We start from the raw sequence: 19,201 nt of genomic DNA on the forward strand, positions 1-19,201 counted from the left end.
TCAATCAAAAAAAGAGTCTTATCATTATTAGTATAAAACTATGCCAATAGTAGATTTAATATGATTGCTTATATCAAATGCGTCTAATTTCTATTTATCACTCTCACTTTATTTTTATATACGGATAAACCACAATACAAATATTGTACTTTTCTTGTCTTAAACAAATGCATTATTGAATACAGATAAAAATATGAAATATTTTATCTCCTCATAAATAGGTATGTTGCTCTCATTTTTAGTAGAATTATTTTCAACAAATAATAGTTACAAGAATAATAATTACGTTAATAAAATATTTTCAAGTATAATAACGAGTATATATACTTAATCAATGTCATCTTATAAACTTATTTTTAAAACTAATTACATCTTTTTAAGATCGTTTCTCTTATATTTTTTTCTAATATCCTTATTCTTTTATTTCATCTGTCTTTCCTTTTCTGGAAAAATGAGGAATAAATTAATCACTTATAGGGAAAGTTTCTATAGAATAGTAATTAAAAAAAGCCGCTTATAAGTGAATATAAGCAGCTTTATCTGATAAAAAAGCTATTTGAAATTATAGAATAATACCTAATATTTGCTACGCTGGATGTTCTGCTGCTATTTTCCAATTTATAGCGCTAACACTTTTTTCTAAACTTATTCGACAAACTATCGCTTCAATCTCTTTTTGCTCAACAGGTGTAGCCAATACTTCTGCACAAACTTCTAGCTGACTGGGCATTAATGTGTCAGCACTACTCAGTGATTGTAACCTAACATGCAGCCCATTTATTGCTTGTAAAATAAGCGTTCTGACTAAAACTTCGTCTTCTGCATCGCAAATAATACGTATTGAATATCGTTGCTCTATATCTATAGCCTGATGAGGGGGTTGTGCATTGATCCGTTGCGCAGCTTCACGTAATAGAATATTGGCGCAAAGGATCAAAAGTGTCGCCATCGTTGCCAGCGGATATAAACCTAATCCCGAAAGCACACCAATTCCCGCCGAACACCAAAGTGTGGCAGCAGTATTTAATCCACGAATATTCATTCCTTCTCGCATTATCACACCCGCACCTAGAAAACCGATGCCCGAAACAATTTGTGCAGCGATCCTACCCGGACTATCAGGAGAAGTTTCTATTGAACTTAAAATAAAAACAGCAGCACCTGTCGCAACTAACGCATTAGTTCTTAATCCCGCCATTCTTTGTCGCCATTGACGTTCTGCGCCAATTAATGATCCAAGACACATTGCAACGACTAAATTTAAAACATAAGGGGTAATAACCATGGGGATTTCCTCCATAAATTATGGCTAATATTTTGTGCATAACACAGATCTGTGCTGATAGATAAGCTATTGAAATGCCGCGCTAGATCTAGGAGGAGGAAATAATGAGAAAAAAACGTAACACATACATTCACCACTTACTTTACGAGTAATGAGGAGATGAAACTTGGGTGAGTGTATAGAAGATATTATAAAGTACACACTGCCCACCAATATTGGTAAGCAGTTTTTAGCAGAGAAAACAACTTACCGATTTTCTTGAATTAACCTACAACTTTGATTGTCCAATTTGTTTTCTCCTAACTAAAATTTGCCGAGAGTATAAGACGTTCATTTCAATATGTAAATGAACGTTACCTAAACAAATTACTTTTGCTGTATAGGGCGAACAAAAGTACCTTCATCGCCCTCTTTTTCATTAAAAAACCAGATACCTTTTGGATATTCTGGTAATGATACGAGATACATCGTACCTTCATTAAATTTTTCAATTAAGATAATTGTTCCTTGACGATCTTCAATACCATCTGTTTTTACTATCACTTGATCATTAATTTGCATTTCATCTCCTGATAAAAATTATCATTCTCTTTTTCTTTATTTTACCCATAACGAAAAAGCCTGCCACCGTTAGGTGACAGGCTTGAAGAAAATTTTTAAAAGGCTTTAAATTACAGAGCTGTTACGTTAGCAGCAGCTGGACCTTTTGCACCGTTTTCAATTGTGAATTCAACGTTCTGACCTTCAGCCAGAGTTTTGAAACCGTTACCTTGAATGGCAGAAAAGTGAACGAATACGTCTTTGCTTCCGTCTGCTGGAGTAATAAAACCAAAGCCTTTAGACTCGTTGAACCACTTAACTTGACCTTTCATTTTGTCAGACATGTGACTTTCCTATATATCAATAAAACGTTGCCTTCTCGGCATCTACTGGCCTGAAACACCTATAACTTATGGGCACACATGAAGAAAACGGTCAAAAAGCGATGCTGTTTAAAACTCATTTACTTAGAATGTCAATCATAAATCAGGTCTGTATTAAGGCCTTACTTATTAACGCATGAGACAAGGTTAATAGCAATAGTTTTATGCTCTTGAAGATTAAAAAAATGCAAATTGCACATTAAAAATACAAATCCTCCTCACTTTTTGTCACCCAACATAAACTTTATTTGATATTTTATATCTATTATTAACAACGACTAAGAATAATCCCAATAGAGTTTCAATAACAGTTAAGTGCTAAATTTAAAAAAACTGTTCTACCCGCTTATCTTGCCTCCATGATAATCTATTAACAAGAAACAAGTTTGCAACATTCATATATTAAGGTATTTACAATGAATGTATTAAAAGAAATCTTAGAGCGTGATCTAGACCGAATTAATAAAGCTGAAAAAAGAGATGGCAAACCACACTTTAATAGTCAATTTTTAAAAAATCACCTTTGGCTATGTATTAGTATGGTGCTCTCTTATATTTTACTCGCCGCATTATTAATCTATTCTCCTTATTTTGGCCTAATTTCACTCATTATTTTCACAGTGATGTTTGTCGTTATGGCGGGTGTCTTACTGTTTGATATAAAGCCTATCTATAAGTTCGAAGATATTGGCGTACTTGATTTAAGAGTATGTTACAACGGTGAATGGTATACATTTGAAAAAATTTCAGATGAAGCAGTAGATGAGATTCGCCAACATCCTGCTATTGCTCAGGAAATAAAAAACGAAATTGATGACATTATTCATAAAAAGCAAGAAATTCACTTTTATGATGTTTATCTAATGGCATTTGATCCCGCAAAAAAAACAATATCAATGTCACAACTCTCGCCTCAATCATAATCGACTCTCCGTGTTTACCAACAAAATACGGAGAATAACTTCTATTTTTTAACCGCTTTGTTGATAAAGCAACCAAACAGATTTTTTATCCACTTTTGGCGTTGACACTCTGATATATCATCGCTATGATTCGCCTCGTTCTCACGAGAACGCAATTCCTCCATAGTTCAGTTGGTAGAACGGCGGACTGTTAATCCGTATGTCACTGGTTCGAGTCCAGTTGGAGGAGCCAGATTTAGAAAAGCCCGCTTAATGCGGGCTTTTTGCTATCTATCATTTATAAAAATTGTTGTCATTGTGCTTTATCACTTTCTGCACTTTCTTTTCTTCTATATAGATAAACAAAAAAAGAATGCAATAACACTGAGTTTATCGCCTCACCAACTTTTATTGGTTATTCACAATCTCATGTTCAAGATGTTTTTTATAAGCTTCGATATCTTGTTCAATTTGAGGTTGCTTAACCACATCAAAACAACCGAATGTATTCAATGCTTTCATCCCCAAAAATTGATTTGCTTTATGGAATGGAAAATAAACCATATCAATTCCCTTACCTTCAAAGAACTGATTTTCCTCTTCAAAAGACTCTAAAGGAGCATTCCACGTAACTGAAAGTAAATATTTTTTACCTTGTAATAATCCACCAGAACCATATTTTTTAGATGGATCTTTCCGTGTTCTACCATCATCAATAAACATTTTTTCGTGGCCGGCACTAAATACATCATCGATATATTTTTTTAAGATCCAAGGCCCTTCCATCCACCATGCAGGCATTTGATAAATAACAACATCAGCCCATAAATATTTTTCCACTTCAGCATCATTATCATAACCATCATCGATACGCGTCGATTTTACATTGATCTTATATGAAGATAACAGTGATGTTGCCACCTCAGTTAAATGGTCGTTTAGCTTTCCTTCTGAACCACCAAACTCTTTTGAAGCATTAACAATAAAAACATTAGTCACTATAGACTCCTTTGTTCACACAAGAATTAATGAGAATGACTCTAACGCAATTGTTCACAATAGCCTTAACTCATTTCTCCATTATTCTTGCCTAATTATCCAAAGATACAGTTCGTGACTGATTTTCTTTTAATCGTTGCACATCCTTTAAAGGCGATAAACCAAATAAACGATGATATTCTCGACTAAATTGAGAAGGACTTTCATATCCCACAATAAAAGCCGCCTCGGCAGCATCTGCTGTTTCTATTAGCATCACTCTTCGAGCTTCATTAAGTCGTAACCACTTTTGGTATTGTAATGGCGTCATCCCTATACGATTTTTAAAATGATAATGAAAAGAAGAAGTACTCATTCCCACCAATGTGGTTAAATCTTCAATTCGAATAGTTTGACGGTAATATTGTTTTATCCAATCAAGTGCATCACTTATTTGGCGACAAGATGTACTTTGCGAAGCGAGTAATTGCTGGCGAGCGCCTTGTGTTGATCTCAATAAATAATAGAGGATCTCTTTTTGAATAAGTGGGGCAATAAAAGGTGCATCTTCAGGTGCATCCATTAATTTAATCAACCTTGTCACGGCTTGTAAAATAGGCGTGGTAACATGAACAACTTGCTGAGCTTGCTGTTGGTGATTTTCTTCCATCAATTGAAATTTATTTTCCGCAAGTAATTCTGGTAACAAAGAGAGATCTAACCTAATAAGCACGGCTAAAAATGGTTCTTCTTCTGATGCTTCACACACACTGGCAAAAGTTGGGATATCTGACGAGGTCAGCAGCATATTCATAGGATGATAACAATGTGTAGCTTGTCCGATAGTTACCCGTTTTCTCCCTTGTGCTGCTATGGCCAAACTTGGTTCATACATCCATCCTTCAGGTTCTGTTATCTTGGTATAGCGACATAACGCTAAATTCGAAACAGCGGTATCCCACCCCCCCTCACTTCCCTGAGTATGTTTAATCAGCGTTTTTTTAAACTGTTCAAACTCAGCTAAAATAGGTGTCGATAATTGTTTTATATCCATAAAAGCACCAAAATATTCAATATGTTTAAACACCGCCGTAATTGTATAACTTAATTTGAGTAAAAAATTCTCTTTTTAACATCATCATTCTCGTTTCTTTTTATATACGCTCTGCTTTTTAGCAAAAAATCAAAACCATCAAAAAAGAGATATAGATAACTATCTATTTTTTATACTTTTTTGCTAAAAAAGAAACAAAATGATGCACTCTTGAGCGAACAGTCATTTTTTTCGTTTTTTTACTTTACAAGGTGATAGAGGATAGCTATTATTCGCCTCGTTCTCTCGAGAACGCGATTCCTCCATAGTTCAGTTGGTAGAACGGCGGACTGTTAATCCGTATGTCACTGGTTCGAGTCCAGTTGGAGGAGCCAAATTTTAAAACCCGCCTAGTGCGGGTTTTTGCTTTTCTTACCCTTCTCTTCCTTTATTCTCTTATTTATATTTACTTTCTTTTTTCACTCTCTTTTTATCACGCTTTAAATATTTATCTGCAAAAACAATAGTAATACCGTCTTAAAACGATTTTTTCATACAAAAAATGATAAATTAGTTATTTTTTAACCACTTAAACTATTATTCTGTTTTTTTTACTTTACAAGTTCCACCAGCCTCGCTATCATTCGTCTCGTTCTCGCAAGAGCACAATTCCTCCATAGTTCAGTTGGTAGAACGGCGGACTGTTAATCCGTATGTCACTGGTTCGAGTCCAGTTGGAGGAGCCAAATTTAAGAACCCGCCTAGTGCGGGTTTTTGTTTTTATATTCTTTGCTTTTTTATTTTTTACTTCCCTTCTGCTGCTTATTTTATCTGTATCTATATTTAATGCCTTAAGTACTTTTTTCTCAAATTGATTGTTTGCTAACCCCTTTTTAGAGCATCTGATTTGAAAGTATTCAATATGTTGGTTATCTATTCATTTAAACCAATATATGATGATTGCCCTTTGACATCCTCTTTTTACCGCTATATGATACACGCCACTTAATGCAATTCCTCCATAGTTCAGTTGGTAGAACGGCGGACTGTTAATCCGTATGTCACTGGTTCGAGTCCAGTTGGAGGAGCCATTTCTATTTGTGTCACCCTCGTAACCTTTTGATTTTATTCTCTGTTTTACCTTACACACAATAAAAAAATACCATTAAATGGTAGCTATTTAATCGTTTTCGTTCTATTATTTTATCCCGGCTTGACTATCTATATAGTCCAATCCAATCCCGAATCTTTCGATTTTCCTAAGACACACGGAGCCGGTATATGACCACTGCACAACCTATCTCTATCACCATTCGCCGTCCTGATGATTGGCATGTCCATTTTCGTGATGACAACATGCTAAAAACCGTCGTTCCTTATACTAGTCGTTATTTTGGCAGAGCCATCGTAATGCCAAATCTCGTTCCACCTGTTACAACCATTGAAGCCGCTCGCGCTTATCGTGACCGCATTAAAGCAGCCATTCCTACTGGCGATCAATTTGAACCATTAATGACCTGTTATCTTACCGATAGCACGCAACCTTCAGAAGTTGAACAAGGCTTTTTACAAGGCGTTTTCACCGCTTGTAAACTTTATCCTGCTAATGCTACAACTAACTCTAGTCACGGTGTTTCTGATATCACAAAAATTTATCCTATATTAAGTGTGATGGAAAAGATCGGTATGCCACTACTTATTCATGGCGAAGTGACCGCAGCAGAGATTGATATTTTTGATAGAGAAGCTCGTTTTATTGATAGTGTTATGTCACCAGTACGTCAGCAATTTCCTGAGCTAAAGATTGTTTTTGAACATATCACCACAAAAGAAGCCGCTCAATATGTATTAGATGGAAATCAATACCTTGGAGCAACCATTACACCACAACACTTAATGTTTAATCGTAATCATATGTTAGTTGGTGGTGTTAAGCCTCACTTATACTGTTTACCTATTCTTAAACGTAATGTTCATCAAGAGGCGTTAAGACAAGCCGTCGCATCAGGTAACTCTCGCTTTTTCTTAGGTACAGATTCGGCTCCACATTTACAACATCGCAAAGAATCTTCATGTGGTTGTGCGGGTGTATTTAATGCACCTACAGCACTTGCCGCTTATGCTAGCGTATTTAAAGAACTTAATGCGTTAGAACACTTTGAAGCTTTCTGTTCTCTTAATGGGCCACGTTTTTATGGTTTACCCATTAATGAAGGTACTATTACATTAACAGAAAAATCGGTACAAGCACCGACTCAAATTATTTGTGATAACGAACCATTGATACCATTCTTAGCAAATGAAGATATTCATTGGGAAATTAGCACTAATTAATCATTCCCCTTGATCTTTTCTTCTTAATGCACCATATATCATTAGTAGCCGATAAATGGTGCATTTCTCTTTTTATCAGAGCCAGCACACACTTTTTTGTTACAAAAAAAATTTTTCTTTTTAATCAGAACGAATCTCGTATACTGAAAAGTAACCACATTCGTGGGAGCTTCTCTCTTAGTCAAAACCGGTTGTATGATTAGGAGGTACTATGAGTAGAAAAAATGAAGTTATTCAGACTCACCCTGTTGTAGGCTGGGATATTAGTACTGTAGATATCTACGATGCCATGATGTTGCGTTTACACTATCTTCCTGAAAACGAACATCATCCAGAAAATGCAGTTGTAGATAAAACACTTTGGCTCACAACAGATATAGCAAAACAGCTGATTCATATTCTTCAAGCTGGTATTGATAAAATTGAGTCATCTGAAGATTCTGTTTCAGACAACACCAAGCATTAATAAGAAAATTTCGAAAAGATATAGAACGCAAAACAGGAGTACATTGTACTCCTGTTCTCATTTGTGCCGCCTATAGATAACCCTGTAATTTCATTATGATTAATATACAATTTAGTTATTAAATTAAATAAAAAATACTCACCTATTAAATAGCACGGTAATTATATTTATTTTATTCGATATATCTTTCAGAAAATAATATATAAGCCGAATTGACACTAAACTCAGTTATCTCTATTTTAATAAATAAGGAACGAGGCTAACAAGGAAGTTATTTGTGAAAGTATTAATTATTGATAGATGTTATTTTACTCGCAATGGCATACGCCACTTCTTATCTCAAAAGAGTTCAAAACATGATATTATTGACACTGCATCAATTGAAATCGCTAATAGTTATATAAGTGATTCAATGCCCGATATCATATTTATAAACCTCACAAAATATTGCCGAGAAACAGCTCATTGTGAACATCTACAATATTTTTTTCTCTCAACGAAACAATGCCGGCTCTACCTTTATATAGATGCAAATTATCCAGACAAAGAACGCCCTATCGCACTGACAAACAACTGTTTTATCCTACCAAAAAGAATCCTTTCTTGGGTATTAGATAAAACATTATTACTCACTTCTCGTAATCAAGTCGTCTTTCCAACCTACAAACATTCTTTATGCTCTATATTCAGCATGCAAGAACAAAAAATAATTAATTACTGGATGAATGAATTACCTAATCACCAAATAGCTAAAAAATTAAAAATAAGCAATAGCACTGTTTATTCTCATAAAAGACATATAACAGAGAAAATAAATGTAAAAAATAGAATTGAATTATTTTTTATATATAACATACTAAAATATATATATGATAAATAAATATTATATATAAAAGATCAATCAAAAAGAATAAGAAAAAAGGAATCCATTTCCTATCGTTACTCACTGTAATATTGATGGTAATTTAGCGTGTGAACCATCAGAATAATTATAAACATCTAGGGTATAACTTATTAGTAACAATTATTAGAACAGAATAGAAAATAAATAATTTCAATAAAAAATAACTAGTAAGTATTAGGGCTTTATATTATGCCCTAATACCTTTATTACGTTGTATAAAACTAAGCAATGCGCTCAATCTTTGCAGGTAATCCTTGACGAACAGATGCTCCTGAAACCCAATCCAACCAAGTGTTACTCACCTCGCGGGTTGGGTCTGCAAATCCTAAATCATTCAAATTGATACCACTACCAATTCCTTTATCCATTGGTAATGGCTGTTCATCCAAATAATGTTGTCGCGAACCAAGTTCTTGATGTCCATAACCATGTTCTATTGCTAAAACCCCAGGCATAACACCATCAAGTAAACTAATTTCCGCTTCAACTTGGCCTCCAGGTGTTACAATTCGTACTTTATCACCGTGGTTAACTCCTAGCTTCTTACCATCTTGAGGATTAATCGCTACCAAGTTTGTTGGTTTAACCATTCTTAAGCGCTGGATCATTCCTGTAGAACTACTCACCACATGAGATTTAAATGACATCAATTTAAGTGGCCACTGATCCTCAGGGTAATGCTGATGAATATCACTACCATCAGATAAACGTGGTGGATAATAAGTTGGGCACCCACTATAGCGTTCACCCGTTATTGCATGGTGATTTTTAGCCACGTCTTCATTCCAAATTTGTAACGGTTTCTTCCATTGAGGCCCCGTTGCATCACCATTCCACGCTTTATCGTAAGGTGCAAAACGCCCACCTCGGGTATAAATATAAGCAACTCGAAGTGCTTCTTCATTTTTCAATGTTGAAGTTATTGCGGGTAAAATACGATCTACACCACTTAAGAGAATGTCTTCATTCGTCGCAGGAGTAACTGGTTTTTCCCCCATAAATGCCATATTCGCAGCGACTCGTAGATAATAATCTTCAGCATTATTAATTGGGTAAAAATTACCATCCATGTCTTCTATCGCTTTATCACCAAACCCGGGTAAATTCAGTGCTTTGGCGATAGCGATACAGAACGTTTCCATTGAAATAGGCTGGCCATCCGCAGTTTTAGCAACACGAGGCTCAATTATCGGCCAACGTGCTGTACTTGCCTTAACTTGAACACCAGACCACGGAGCACTAAAACCCCAACTTTCAAAGTTATGCGTATCTGGAACGATATAATCTGCTAGTGCTGTCGTTTCATTCATAAACGCATCAACACCAATAATCAAGGGTAAGTGTTTTGGATCTTTAAGACGTTCTTCCATTACTTGGCGAATGCCCGCGATACCATAAACAGGATTAGTCATGTTAGTTATCCATGCTTTTAATGAATAAGGATAACCGGCTAATGCCGAACCTAATTGTTCTGTTAACTGCCCTGCGGCAAACGGATACCAAGGTGCTTTTGCAGGATAAGGTGATTCACCCTTTTCAACACGCTCACGGTACTCATCTGATTTTTCATATGCTGATTTACTACGCGATAACACCATGCCTTTCGGTTTAACTTTACCTTTAAAGCTATCCATTTTGTAGCAAGGGCCATCTGTTGCACCATTAAATTTACCACCACCAACAGAAACGCCACCTTTAAGGTTTAAGTTTCCAATCAGTGCGTTAAGCATAATGACACTCCAGGCTGTATAAAAACCATTACCACCCATCATACCGCCATGAGAGATAACTGCCGCTTTACGTCCATAATTAGTGAACTCACGGCCCAGCGCTTCTATGGTTTTTTCTGGTACATGACAACGCTCGCTATATTGCGCCAATGTCATACGTTTAGCGGCTTCATCGAGTAACTGAAAACTCGATTTTACTGTTACTTCAACACCTGTTTTTAAGGTCACTTTACAGGTTGCGAACAGCTCAGCACGATCAATTTTTGTTGCTGGCGTTAATTCACCATTGAGTGAAATAACTAAATTTTCTTCTTCACCTTCAGCAACCTCGCCAAAATGAGCCGTTGTTAACATCTGACCTGAAAGTGGATGTTTTTCATCGCTAATAACTAGATGTGTTGCGTTAGTCCAGCTTCTCTCACCCACATTTTGCATTGAGATCTCACTAGGTACCGATAAATACTCGGCGTTATAGCGCTTGTTCTCAATGATCCAGCGGATCATGCCCATCACTAATGCCGCATCAGTACCTGGTTGTACTGGCACCCAGTGTCCATGATCATTTGCCAACGTTGTGGTTAATGGTAATGCTGGAGCTACAACAACATAGTTAAAAGAATCACGAATACGTGCATTTGCAAGCTGGCGACCTTGGCGCTTAAATGGGTTGCCTGATTGTGCAGGCGATGTCCCTAAAAATAGTGCGAACTCAACATAATCCCAATCTGGTTTTACGTGGGCATTTTTATCTAGGTCATTCATTAATGCACCAGAGCCAGCGCGATAAGCTAAGCCACAATATGAACCATGAGCGCCAAAGTTTTTACTACCAAACGAATTTTGTGCAAAACGACGAATAAAAGTATCTCGTCCATCATCACCTGCATTTGTCACTAAAAGCTGATTAGCTAAAGATCCTAAAGATGGCTGTTTGGGATCTATTGGTGTCTCTAAATCACGAATAGCACGTAAACCATCGACATGTCCTTCACCAAATAAATCACCACCTTCGATAACTTCTTGAATAAGTTGCTCGAAACTAATGCGTTTCCACTTACCCTCGCCGCGTTTACCCACTCGTTTCATTGGTTCTAAAATACGTGTTGGGCTATCAAGGCTTTCCATCATTGTCGCACCACGCGCACAAGCCGTTGAACGATTTTCTAAGCCACTCTCCCCCCCATTTTTTCAAAGGCTTCTTTTATTGGCATGTTATAGCCAAAATGGTGATCGTGAGAAAGTGGGTGATAAGGGTTACCGGCAATACGCAGTACTTTGTTGTTTTCTCTATCAACTCGAGCGCGGACACCACATTGGGTCCAACAACCAAAACATTGCGTCATACAAACTGCCTGATCTGTATTGGGTTGCCAAACAGTTCCTTTAGTCACTTTACCTTCTGGTAATAGCGAGTTCCCATTTATCCTATCGAGAGTCACTTTTCCTGATGTGCCATCAACGAGACCATCTACGGCACGTTTAGCAACATCGCGGTAACTGGTAGCAAACGCGGCGATACCACCGATAACTAATCCACCTTTAAGCCATTGACGTCTTGTAAACTTAGCCATGCTGTACTCTCCTGACAACCCAACGAATACTTTCTCTGAATATAATAGTTAACGCTATCCAAAGCCCAAAGGTACCAATGATGGCTAATAACCCATCATTACCTAACGGAAACTCATAAGGGTTTGTAATAATGTTATATTTAGGAATATATTGGCTACCCATCAACATTAACCAACGCAGTACCCACGCTAATCCCATTGATACAAATGCCATCACAGTAATAAAAGCGACTGAGCGTGCTTGTTTTGCCATCAAAGCACCCATTGCGACAGAGATAATCCATAAAGCGATAGTCCCCATAGCGCTCCACCAGCCCAAACTACCCAATGCCAATTGTTCTCTCATTGCAGCACCTGAAATGGTATCTCCTGCAATCCAAAAACCCATACATACAGCTAATAGCATTAATGAGCTGATAAACCAGATTGCTAATTCACGTTGATGAACAGGTTCGCGGCGTGTGCCTAAAGCAAGGAGTGTTGGCACCACTTGCATCGCACTAAAGAACAGTAGAATCGGTAACCAATAGGTATACAGCACTGGACGCGCTTTTAAAATAGACGCTTCTCGGCCTGTATATAGCAACAAACCAATGGCAGTTAACGCACAAGCAAGAGCTACCCAACGCGTCAATTTGTATTCACGTTTCCAAACTAAACGCACTACCATGGCTGCGAAATAAAGCATACTAAATGCAGAAAACAACGGTAATAATAAAGAGCCCCACGCCATCCACGACCAAGGTGTTGGATAAGCATAAAAATGCCAGACTCGCGCCGTTTGATGTAAATCAGCGGTGAGTGCAAGCGGGGCTGTAATACCAGCGGTAACAGCAATAAAAACCGCGACAGCTTCTAAACGCTGATTGCTCGCACTGCCTTTCCAACATTGCCAACAAGCATAAAGTGTTGCACAACAAGCAATACCAATAAAAAAGAAATATTGCACAGCCCAAGGCAACCAAAAGTATTCTTGAGGAATAGCCATGACTTCTTGAATTTGAGAGACTTGCGGGATCATGAGTGAACCTCCTGCCATAATGCGGGTTGCCCCTGACCAAGTAATGGTTGTACGAATGCATCATCTAAGCCGAGATAGAACACTTGTGGTGCCGTACCACTTTCTGGTTTTAATACTTTTAATTCTTTTTCATGAGTGAGAAGCATTTTGCTTATCGTACTTGTTGGATCTTTCATATCGCCAATAATACGAGCACCACCGACACAAGATTCAACACAGGCAGGCAATAAACCAACTTCTAAACGATGAGCACAAAAGGTACATTTATCAGCAGTTTGCGTAGAGTGGTTAATAAAGCGAGCATCATAAGGGCAGGCTTGAACACAATAAGCACAACCGACACAACGTTCATTATCAACAACAACAATGCCATCTTTGCGTTGAAATGTGGCTTGAACGGGACAAACAGGAACACAAGGAGGCTCGTCACAATGGTTACATAATCTTGGTAATAGGACGTTGGTAATTCCTTCCTGCCCCTTGATAGCAACCTGATATTGGTTTACTGTCGTTCTGAATTGCCCTTGTGGTGTCTGATTTTCAATATTACAACTCACTGTGCAAGACTGACATCCCACACAACGACGTAAATCAATCAGCATGCCATAACGTTTATCATCCGAACCTTCACGACGCTCTGGTGATAACTTAATGCCTGCTTGCGCCAAAGGAACAAGCGAAGCACCTGCGGTAAGGACCCCTAATTGCTGTAAGAATTTTCGTTTTCCAAGATCCATATTTGTCTCCAGTATCACTCAGTAAATACATGTCGTAATGAGCGAAGGAAATAGAAAGTAAATGTTAAGGGCATTGTAAAAATTACCGAGGAATTCACCTATTGTGGTTTACCACATACTGGGTATGAATTTGATCCAAAACAATATTTAACATTAGATATTTATGAAGACAAAACAGACAATTGGGGTTAAGTACATCATAGCAATGTGGCTAACACTGCTATTTTTTTCATTTCCATTACATGCAAAAGAATGGACAGTTGGTGTATTAGCGTTACGAGGAGATGCCTCAACTCAACGACATTGGCAACCGCTAATTGAAACACTTAACGAGCAATTCCCAACAGAAAACTTCACCTTGTTGCCATTAAATTTACAAGAAATGAAACAAGCTGTGGCGCAAAAAAATGTCGATTTTCTGCTCACAAATCCAGCCCAATTTGTCCAACTTGATAATGCTTTCCCGCTACGCTGGTTACTCTCTTTACGTTCGAACTATGAGCCAGATAACACCACTAGAAATGTTATCGGAAGCCTTATTTTAGTGCGTAATGACAGCGCAATAACATCAATTAATGAATTAATAGGAAAGCGCGTAGGAGCCATTGCACCAGATGCTTTTGGTGGTTATCTTTTAGGGTATAAAGCGCTAAGAGAAGAAGGGATTGATCCTGATAAAGATTTTACGTTGCGTTTTTCTGGTTTTCCTGCTGACGCCCTACTTTATCAACTACGTGATAACGATATTAATGCTGCGATTATTCCTGTCTGTTTATTAGAAAATATGGATAACGAAGGATTAATTCGTAAAAAAGATTTTCGGCCTCTTATCTCTTATGAAACCAAAACACCCTGTCTAACAAGTACCCCCCTTTACCCAAACTGGTCATTTGCAGCATTAGATACAGTGCCTGATGAATTGGTCGATAAAGTAACGCGCACTCTACTTATGGATGAGAGTAAACCTAAAATGAAATGGGGAGCGCCAGCTTCTCATACCCAAGTGGAAAACTTATTAAGGGACGTAAACCAACATCCACAACAAAGACAACTTTGGCAAGATGTAAAAATATGGGCAATTCAGCACCGTTTTATTCTGGCACTCTCATTTTGTGGGGTAATTTTTTTGGTGCTAAACCAAGTATGGGTAAGCTATTTGGTCAGACGTAGAAGTCGTCAATTAGAACAAGCACATAATCGCTTAAGACAACACAAAGAAGAGCTAGAACAAGCCCAACGTTTGAATATTTTAGGTGAAATGGCATCAGGATTTGCTCATGAACTCAATCAACCGCTCTCAGCGATTAAAAGTTATGCTCAAGGTAGTGTGATCCGCTTACAAAAAGAGAACGGATCTCACCCTTTACTCCCCGCATTACAACAAATAGACAAACAAGCTCAACGCGGTGCAGATATTATTAGAAACCTCCGTTTATGGGTTGGAAAACAATCGTCTAATATGGAAAACATTCCCTTAGTAGAACAAAATATAGCCACGTGTATTCAACATATTTGGACATTATTACGAGTAGAAGAAAAATATCCTCAGGTATCACTGATCATCCATGTTGATGAGCATGATACCCTATATCTACCTGAGACATTATTAGAACAAATATTATCTAATTTAATTACTAATAGTCTGCAAGCTGGCACCAACACACTGAAAGTAAGTACACATAAAGCGCCTGACAGATTATTAATTGTGATTGAAGATGATGCGGGTGGAATGAGCCACAGCCAACTTGAACAACCATTTTCACCTTTTCAAACCACAAAAGCAGAAGGACTTGGATTAGGTTTAGTGATTTGCCAGCGTTTATTACTCTCGCAAGGAGCTGATATTCATATTGATAATCAGACAAATGAAAATAATAAAATTGGATTAAAAATTACCTTAATTTTCCCGAAAAAAAATTAATAACGGAGGAAAAATGCCAACAATTCATCTTGTTGATGATGATCTAGCTGTTACTGATGCTTGCCAGTTTTTATTAGAAAGCTTAGGTCATGCTGCGCATGTTTGGAATGATAGCGAATTCTTTATTAACAATATCAATCTATACCAACCCGGTATCGTGCTATTAGATATGAGAATGCCTAAGCCTGATGGCAGACAAGTACATCAATATCTTATTGATAAACACAGCACACTTTCAGTGATATTCCTGACAGGCCATGGGGATATTCCAATGGCTGTTGAAGAAATAAAAAAAGGTGCTATCGATTTTTTACAAAAACCTGTTGATAGTAATGCTCTGCTTTCAGCGCTTGATGCTGCATTTAATGATACAAAATTACGCTTTAGCGCACATGAAATTCGTCGTCGTTATGCCTCTTTAACCCCTAGAGAAAAAGATATTGCTCATTACGTTATTCAAGGATTAATGAATAGAGAAATTGCTCAAGTCGCTTGTGTTTCTATTCGTACTGTTGAAGTTCATAGAGCAAAAGTCATGGAAAAAATGGCGGCAAAAAATATTGCTGAATTAGTGACTGCACTGCAAGGTATCGATATTTTCGCACCTAATTTATAACAAAATTTCTGATCCGCAGTAAAAAGTGTCACAATATAGAATATTCATTGGAAAATAGTAAATAGATAGGCTCATGATAAAGTCACCCCCATTTAAAGCATCATTTCTACAGCCAAAATATTGGCTGACTTGGTTTGGGATTGGCGTACTCTACCTTCTGGTTTTGTTACCCTATCCTGTAATTTATTGGTTAGGCACCCGACTAGGCCGTTTATCTAAAGTTTTTTTAAAAAAACGTGTACAAATCGCAGAACGCAATATTGAGCTTTGTTTTCCACAAATGCCCAAAAATGAGCGCGAAGCGTTATTAAATAAAAACTTTGAATCTGTTGGTATGGGTCTATTTGAAACTGGAATGGCTTGGTTCTGGCCCGACTGGCGCGTTAAACGCTGGTTTAAAGTTAGTGGTGTAGAGAATATTTACAACGTTAAAGAAACAGGACAAGGGATCTTACTTATTGGGATCCACTTCCTTACTCTTGAACTTGGCGCTCGTATTTTTGGTATATATAACCCTGGTGTTGGCGTTTATCGCCCTAACGACAACCCAGTAATGGATTGGCTACAAACATGGGGTCGTATTCGTTCCAATAAATATATGATTGATAGAAAAGATATCAAAGGTATGCTGCGTGGTTTAAAAGCGGGAGAAATTATCTGGTATGCACCAGACCACGATTACGGCCCTCGTAAAAGTGTTTTTGTCCCTTTATTTGCAGTGGAAAAAGCAGCAACAATCACAGGAACATATATTTTGGCACGAGTTAGTAATCCAGCAATTGTTCCCTTCACACCCAAGCGCTTACCTGAAGCTAAAGGCTATGAACTTATCATTTCGCCCGCTATTGCTGATTTCCCTCTTGATAGTGAAGAAAGCAGTGCTATAGCAATGAATAAGGTGATTGAGCAAGAAATTTTACGAGCACCCGATCAATACATGTGGTTACATCGTCGCTTTAAAACACGCCCAGAAGGTGAACCCTCTTTATATAATGAGATAAAAAAAGTACACTAATACGCAAAGTGGCTGTTTTTAATAAAAAAAGCAGCCACTTAAAAATATAACCATTATTTAAATACAACAATAATAAAAGTACTAACAGCACAAACATAAACTCCTGCAAAACACATTATAAGAGCAAGACCTATCGCCCTTATTCTGTATCATGGCTATATTCTTATGCATAAGAAAACAGATAAATAACAGCCACAACAATGTGATTGCTGCTATTTTGGCCTATGTTCTCAATTTATCCTTCATTTTCTTGGCTAAAGGAGTGACATGAATCTAAAACCTCGAAATAACTCTTGGAAACGCAATCTTTATGTTGTCTGGTTCGGTTGTTTTCTAACTGGTGCCGGTTTTAGTTTAATCATGCCTTTTTTACCTCTTTATGTAGAAGAACTAGGTATTACTGATCATGAAGAGTTAAACCTTTGGACCGGTGTTGCTTTTAGTATTACATTTTTATTTTCTGCTATTGCCGCGCCTTTTTGGGGAAAATTATCCGATAGAAAAGGCAGAAAATTAATGCTACTACGCTCGGCTCTTGGTATGGCGATAGTAATGGTACTAATTGGTTTTGCACAAAATATTTGGCATTTACTTATTTTACGAGCCTTACTCGGTGTATTAGGTGGCTTTGTTCCTAATGCTAATGCATTAATTGCAACGCAAGTTCCTGTTAAGAAAAGTGGTTGGGCATTAGGAACTCTTTCAACAGGTGCGGTTAGCGGTGCATTAATTGGGCCATTAATTGGCGGAATGCTTGCCGACCTTTATGGCTTACGTCCCGTCTTCTTTATTACTTCTGCTGTTTTATTTATTTGCTTTTTAGTCACTCTCTTTTTTGTTAGCGAAAATTTCACGCCTGTATCTAAAAAAGACGCCTTATCAACACAACAAGTTTTTTCATCACTTAAAAATAAACGACTCGTTATCTGTTTATTTTTCACTACAATGATTATTCAAGTCGCTACTGGCTCAGTAACCCCCATATTAACGCTCTATATTCGTGATTTGAGTGGTTCTGTCGCTAATCTTGCTTTTATTAGTGGCGTTGTTGCCTCTGTTCCTGGTATCGCCGCATTAATTAGCGCCCCCCGATTTGGTAAATTAGGCGATAGAATTGGCCCAGATAAAGTGCTTATTTTTACTTTAGGGCTCTCTATTTTTATGCTCATTCCCATGGCTTTAGTACAAAATTACTGGGAATTAGGTGCATTAAGATTCTTATTAGGCGCGGTTAATGCAGCAATGTTACCTGCGGTACAAACACTTATTCTTTATAACATTACACCAGCGATTGCTGGTCGAATTTTCAGCTACAATCAGGCGTTAAGAGATGTAGGAAATGTTACTGGACCGTTAATGGGTGCATTTGTCGCGGCCAGCTATGGTTTTAGAGCTGTTTTTTATTTCACCGCTGCTGTTGTATTTTTTAATCTTATTTATTCCTGGATTAGCTTTAGCAAGCCTTCAAACAAGTAGTCAAAAAAACCACAAATAAGACAAGTTAATAGTTTTTTTACTACAAAAAATTACACTTTTGCGCTTAAAGCCCTAATTGTTATTTTTTTTCTTATGTATTTTATAAATTATTGTTTATTAAGAAAATTCCTAAGCACAATTTATTCCCTCTTATAAATTTTTCTTGCCCTTTTTTTTCAAAAAATTGCAAGTTTAACTATTGTAAAATGAGATTTTTATCGACTTTTGCACCAAAAAATGGTTTATAAAGTATTAAATATGCTTTTAGTCACTTACTCGCACTAAAAGT

General features: G+C 37.2%; 15 protein-coding genes, 4 tRNA genes and 1 pseudogene. 12 read left to right on the forward strand and 8 right to left on the reverse strand.

What is annotated here, in order from left to right; all coding sequences use genetic code 11:
* Positions 1 to 586: 586 nt before the first annotated feature.
* From PH4a_RS00095 to cspE, 3 genes are all read right to left on the reverse strand, one after another.
* Positions 587 to 1,285, reverse strand: a complete 699-nt coding sequence (locus tag PH4a_RS00095) for an MgtC family protein (protein WP_129036839.1) — start codon at positions 1,283 to 1,285, stop codon at positions 587 to 589.
* A gap of 366 nt (positions 1,286 to 1,651) precedes the next feature.
* A complete protein-coding gene (dsrB, locus tag PH4a_RS00100) occupies positions 1,652 to 1,846 on the reverse strand; it encodes a protein DsrB (RefSeq protein WP_064720397.1) in 195 nt (64 codons plus the stop codon).
* Positions 1,847 to 1,956: 110 nt separating this feature from the next.
* Positions 1,957 to 2,169: a transcription antiterminator/RNA stability regulator CspE gene (gene cspE / locus PH4a_RS00105; RefSeq protein ID WP_004243573.1), complete on the reverse strand. Its 213-nt coding sequence runs from the start codon at positions 2,167 to 2,169 to the stop codon at positions 1,957 to 1,959.
* A 455-nt stretch (positions 2,170 to 2,624) separates the two neighbouring features.
* On the opposite strand from cspE, the gene PH4a_RS00110 reads away from it, so the two are divergent.
* Both PH4a_RS00110 and PH4a_RS00115 read left to right on the forward strand, forming a co-directional pair.
* The gene (locus PH4a_RS00110; RefSeq protein ID WP_129036841.1) at positions 2,625 to 3,131 is read left to right on the forward strand and encodes a YlaC family protein; all 507 of its coding nucleotides are present in this window, start codon (positions 2,625 to 2,627) and stop codon (positions 3,129 to 3,131) included.
* A 156-nt stretch (positions 3,132 to 3,287) separates the two neighbouring features.
* Positions 3,288 to 3,363 (forward strand) — tRNA-Asn (locus PH4a_RS00115).
* 155 nt (positions 3,364 to 3,518) lie between these two features.
* On the opposite strand, the gene PH4a_RS00120 is transcribed toward PH4a_RS00115, so the two are convergent.
* A complete protein-coding gene (locus tag PH4a_RS00120; RefSeq protein WP_129036843.1) occupies positions 3,519 to 4,109 on the reverse strand; it encodes an NAD(P)H-dependent oxidoreductase in 591 nt (196 codons plus the stop codon).
* Positions 4,110 to 4,200: 91 nt separating this feature from the next.
* Complete coding sequence (locus tag PH4a_RS00125) at positions 4,201 to 5,142, reverse strand: AraC family transcriptional regulator (RefSeq protein WP_129036845.1); 942 nt, start codon at positions 5,140 to 5,142, stop codon at positions 4,201 to 4,203.
* Between the two features lie 298 nt (positions 5,143 to 5,440).
* Between PH4a_RS00125 and PH4a_RS00130 the strand changes: the two genes are divergently transcribed.
* From PH4a_RS00130 to PH4a_RS00155, 6 genes are all read left to right on the forward strand, one after another.
* A tRNA-Asn gene (locus PH4a_RS00130) sits at positions 5,441 to 5,516 on the forward strand.
* Between the two features lie 275 nt (positions 5,517 to 5,791).
* Positions 5,792 to 5,867: transfer RNA gene (locus tag PH4a_RS00135), tRNA-Asn, on the forward strand.
* A 269-nt stretch (positions 5,868 to 6,136) separates the two neighbouring features.
* A tRNA-Asn gene (locus tag PH4a_RS00140) sits at positions 6,137 to 6,212 on the forward strand.
* 190 nt (positions 6,213 to 6,402) lie between these two features.
* The gene (gene pyrC / locus PH4a_RS00145; protein ID WP_129036847.1) at positions 6,403 to 7,455 is read left to right on the forward strand and encodes a dihydroorotase; all 1,053 of its coding nucleotides are present in this window, start codon (positions 6,403 to 6,405) and stop codon (positions 7,453 to 7,455) included.
* Between the two features lie 211 nt (positions 7,456 to 7,666).
* The gene (gene bssS / locus PH4a_RS00150) at positions 7,667 to 7,921 is read left to right on the forward strand and encodes a biofilm formation regulator BssS (protein ID WP_064720401.1); all 255 of its coding nucleotides are present in this window, start codon (positions 7,667 to 7,669) and stop codon (positions 7,919 to 7,921) included.
* A 277-nt stretch (positions 7,922 to 8,198) separates the two neighbouring features.
* Complete coding sequence (locus PH4a_RS00155) at positions 8,199 to 8,801, forward strand: response regulator transcription factor (protein WP_129036849.1); 603 nt, start codon at positions 8,199 to 8,201, stop codon at positions 8,799 to 8,801.
* A 245-nt stretch (positions 8,802 to 9,046) separates the two neighbouring features.
* On the opposite strand, the pseudogene ttrA reads toward PH4a_RS00155, so the two are convergent.
* The 3 genes and pseudogenes from ttrA to ttrB form a co-directional block, all read right to left on the reverse strand.
* Positions 9,047 to 12,126, reverse strand: a pseudogene (gene ttrA, locus PH4a_RS00160) (tetrathionate reductase subunit TtrA).
* Positions 12,119 to 13,147, reverse strand: a complete 1,029-nt coding sequence (gene ttrC, locus PH4a_RS00165; RefSeq protein WP_129036851.1) for a tetrathionate reductase subunit TtrC — start codon at positions 13,145 to 13,147, stop codon at positions 12,119 to 12,121. The pseudogene ttrA and the gene ttrC overlap by 8 nt, the downstream one beginning before the upstream one ends.
* Positions 13,144 to 13,884, reverse strand: coding sequence for a tetrathionate reductase subunit TtrB (ttrB, locus tag PH4a_RS00170; RefSeq protein WP_064720405.1), 741 nt, complete (start codon positions 13,882 to 13,884; stop codon positions 13,144 to 13,146). The genes ttrC and ttrB overlap by 4 nt, the downstream gene beginning before the upstream one ends.
* Before the next feature lie 163 nt (positions 13,885 to 14,047).
* Between ttrB and ttrS the strand changes: the two genes are divergently transcribed.
* From ttrS to mdtG, 4 genes are all read left to right on the forward strand, one after another.
* Positions 14,048 to 15,805 carry a tetrathionate respiration histidine kinase TtrS gene (gene ttrS / locus PH4a_RS00175; RefSeq protein WP_129036853.1) on the forward strand — a complete coding sequence of 586 codons (1,758 nt, stop codon included), beginning with the start codon at positions 14,048 to 14,050 and terminating at the stop codon, positions 15,803 to 15,805.
* 13 nt (positions 15,806 to 15,818) lie between these two features.
* Positions 15,819 to 16,421: a tetrathionate respiration response regulator TtrR gene (gene ttrR, locus PH4a_RS00180; protein ID WP_129036855.1), complete on the forward strand. Its 603-nt coding sequence runs from the start codon at positions 15,819 to 15,821 to the stop codon at positions 16,419 to 16,421.
* Positions 16,422 to 16,494: 73 nt separating this feature from the next.
* Entirely contained in the window at positions 16,495 to 17,436 is a 942-nt protein-coding gene (locus PH4a_RS00185) for a Kdo(2)-lipid IV(A) acyltransferase (protein WP_129036857.1), read from the forward strand.
* A gap of 267 nt (positions 17,437 to 17,703) precedes the next feature.
* Entirely contained in the window at positions 17,704 to 18,912 is a 1,209-nt protein-coding gene (gene mdtG, locus PH4a_RS00190) for a multidrug efflux MFS transporter MdtG (RefSeq protein ID WP_129036859.1), read from the forward strand.
* Positions 18,913 to 19,201: the final 289 nt, after the last annotated feature.

Source organism: Proteus hauseri, assembly GCF_004116975.1.
In the GTDB taxonomy this organism is placed as follows: domain Bacteria; phylum Pseudomonadota; class Gammaproteobacteria; order Enterobacterales; family Enterobacteriaceae; genus Proteus; species Proteus hauseri.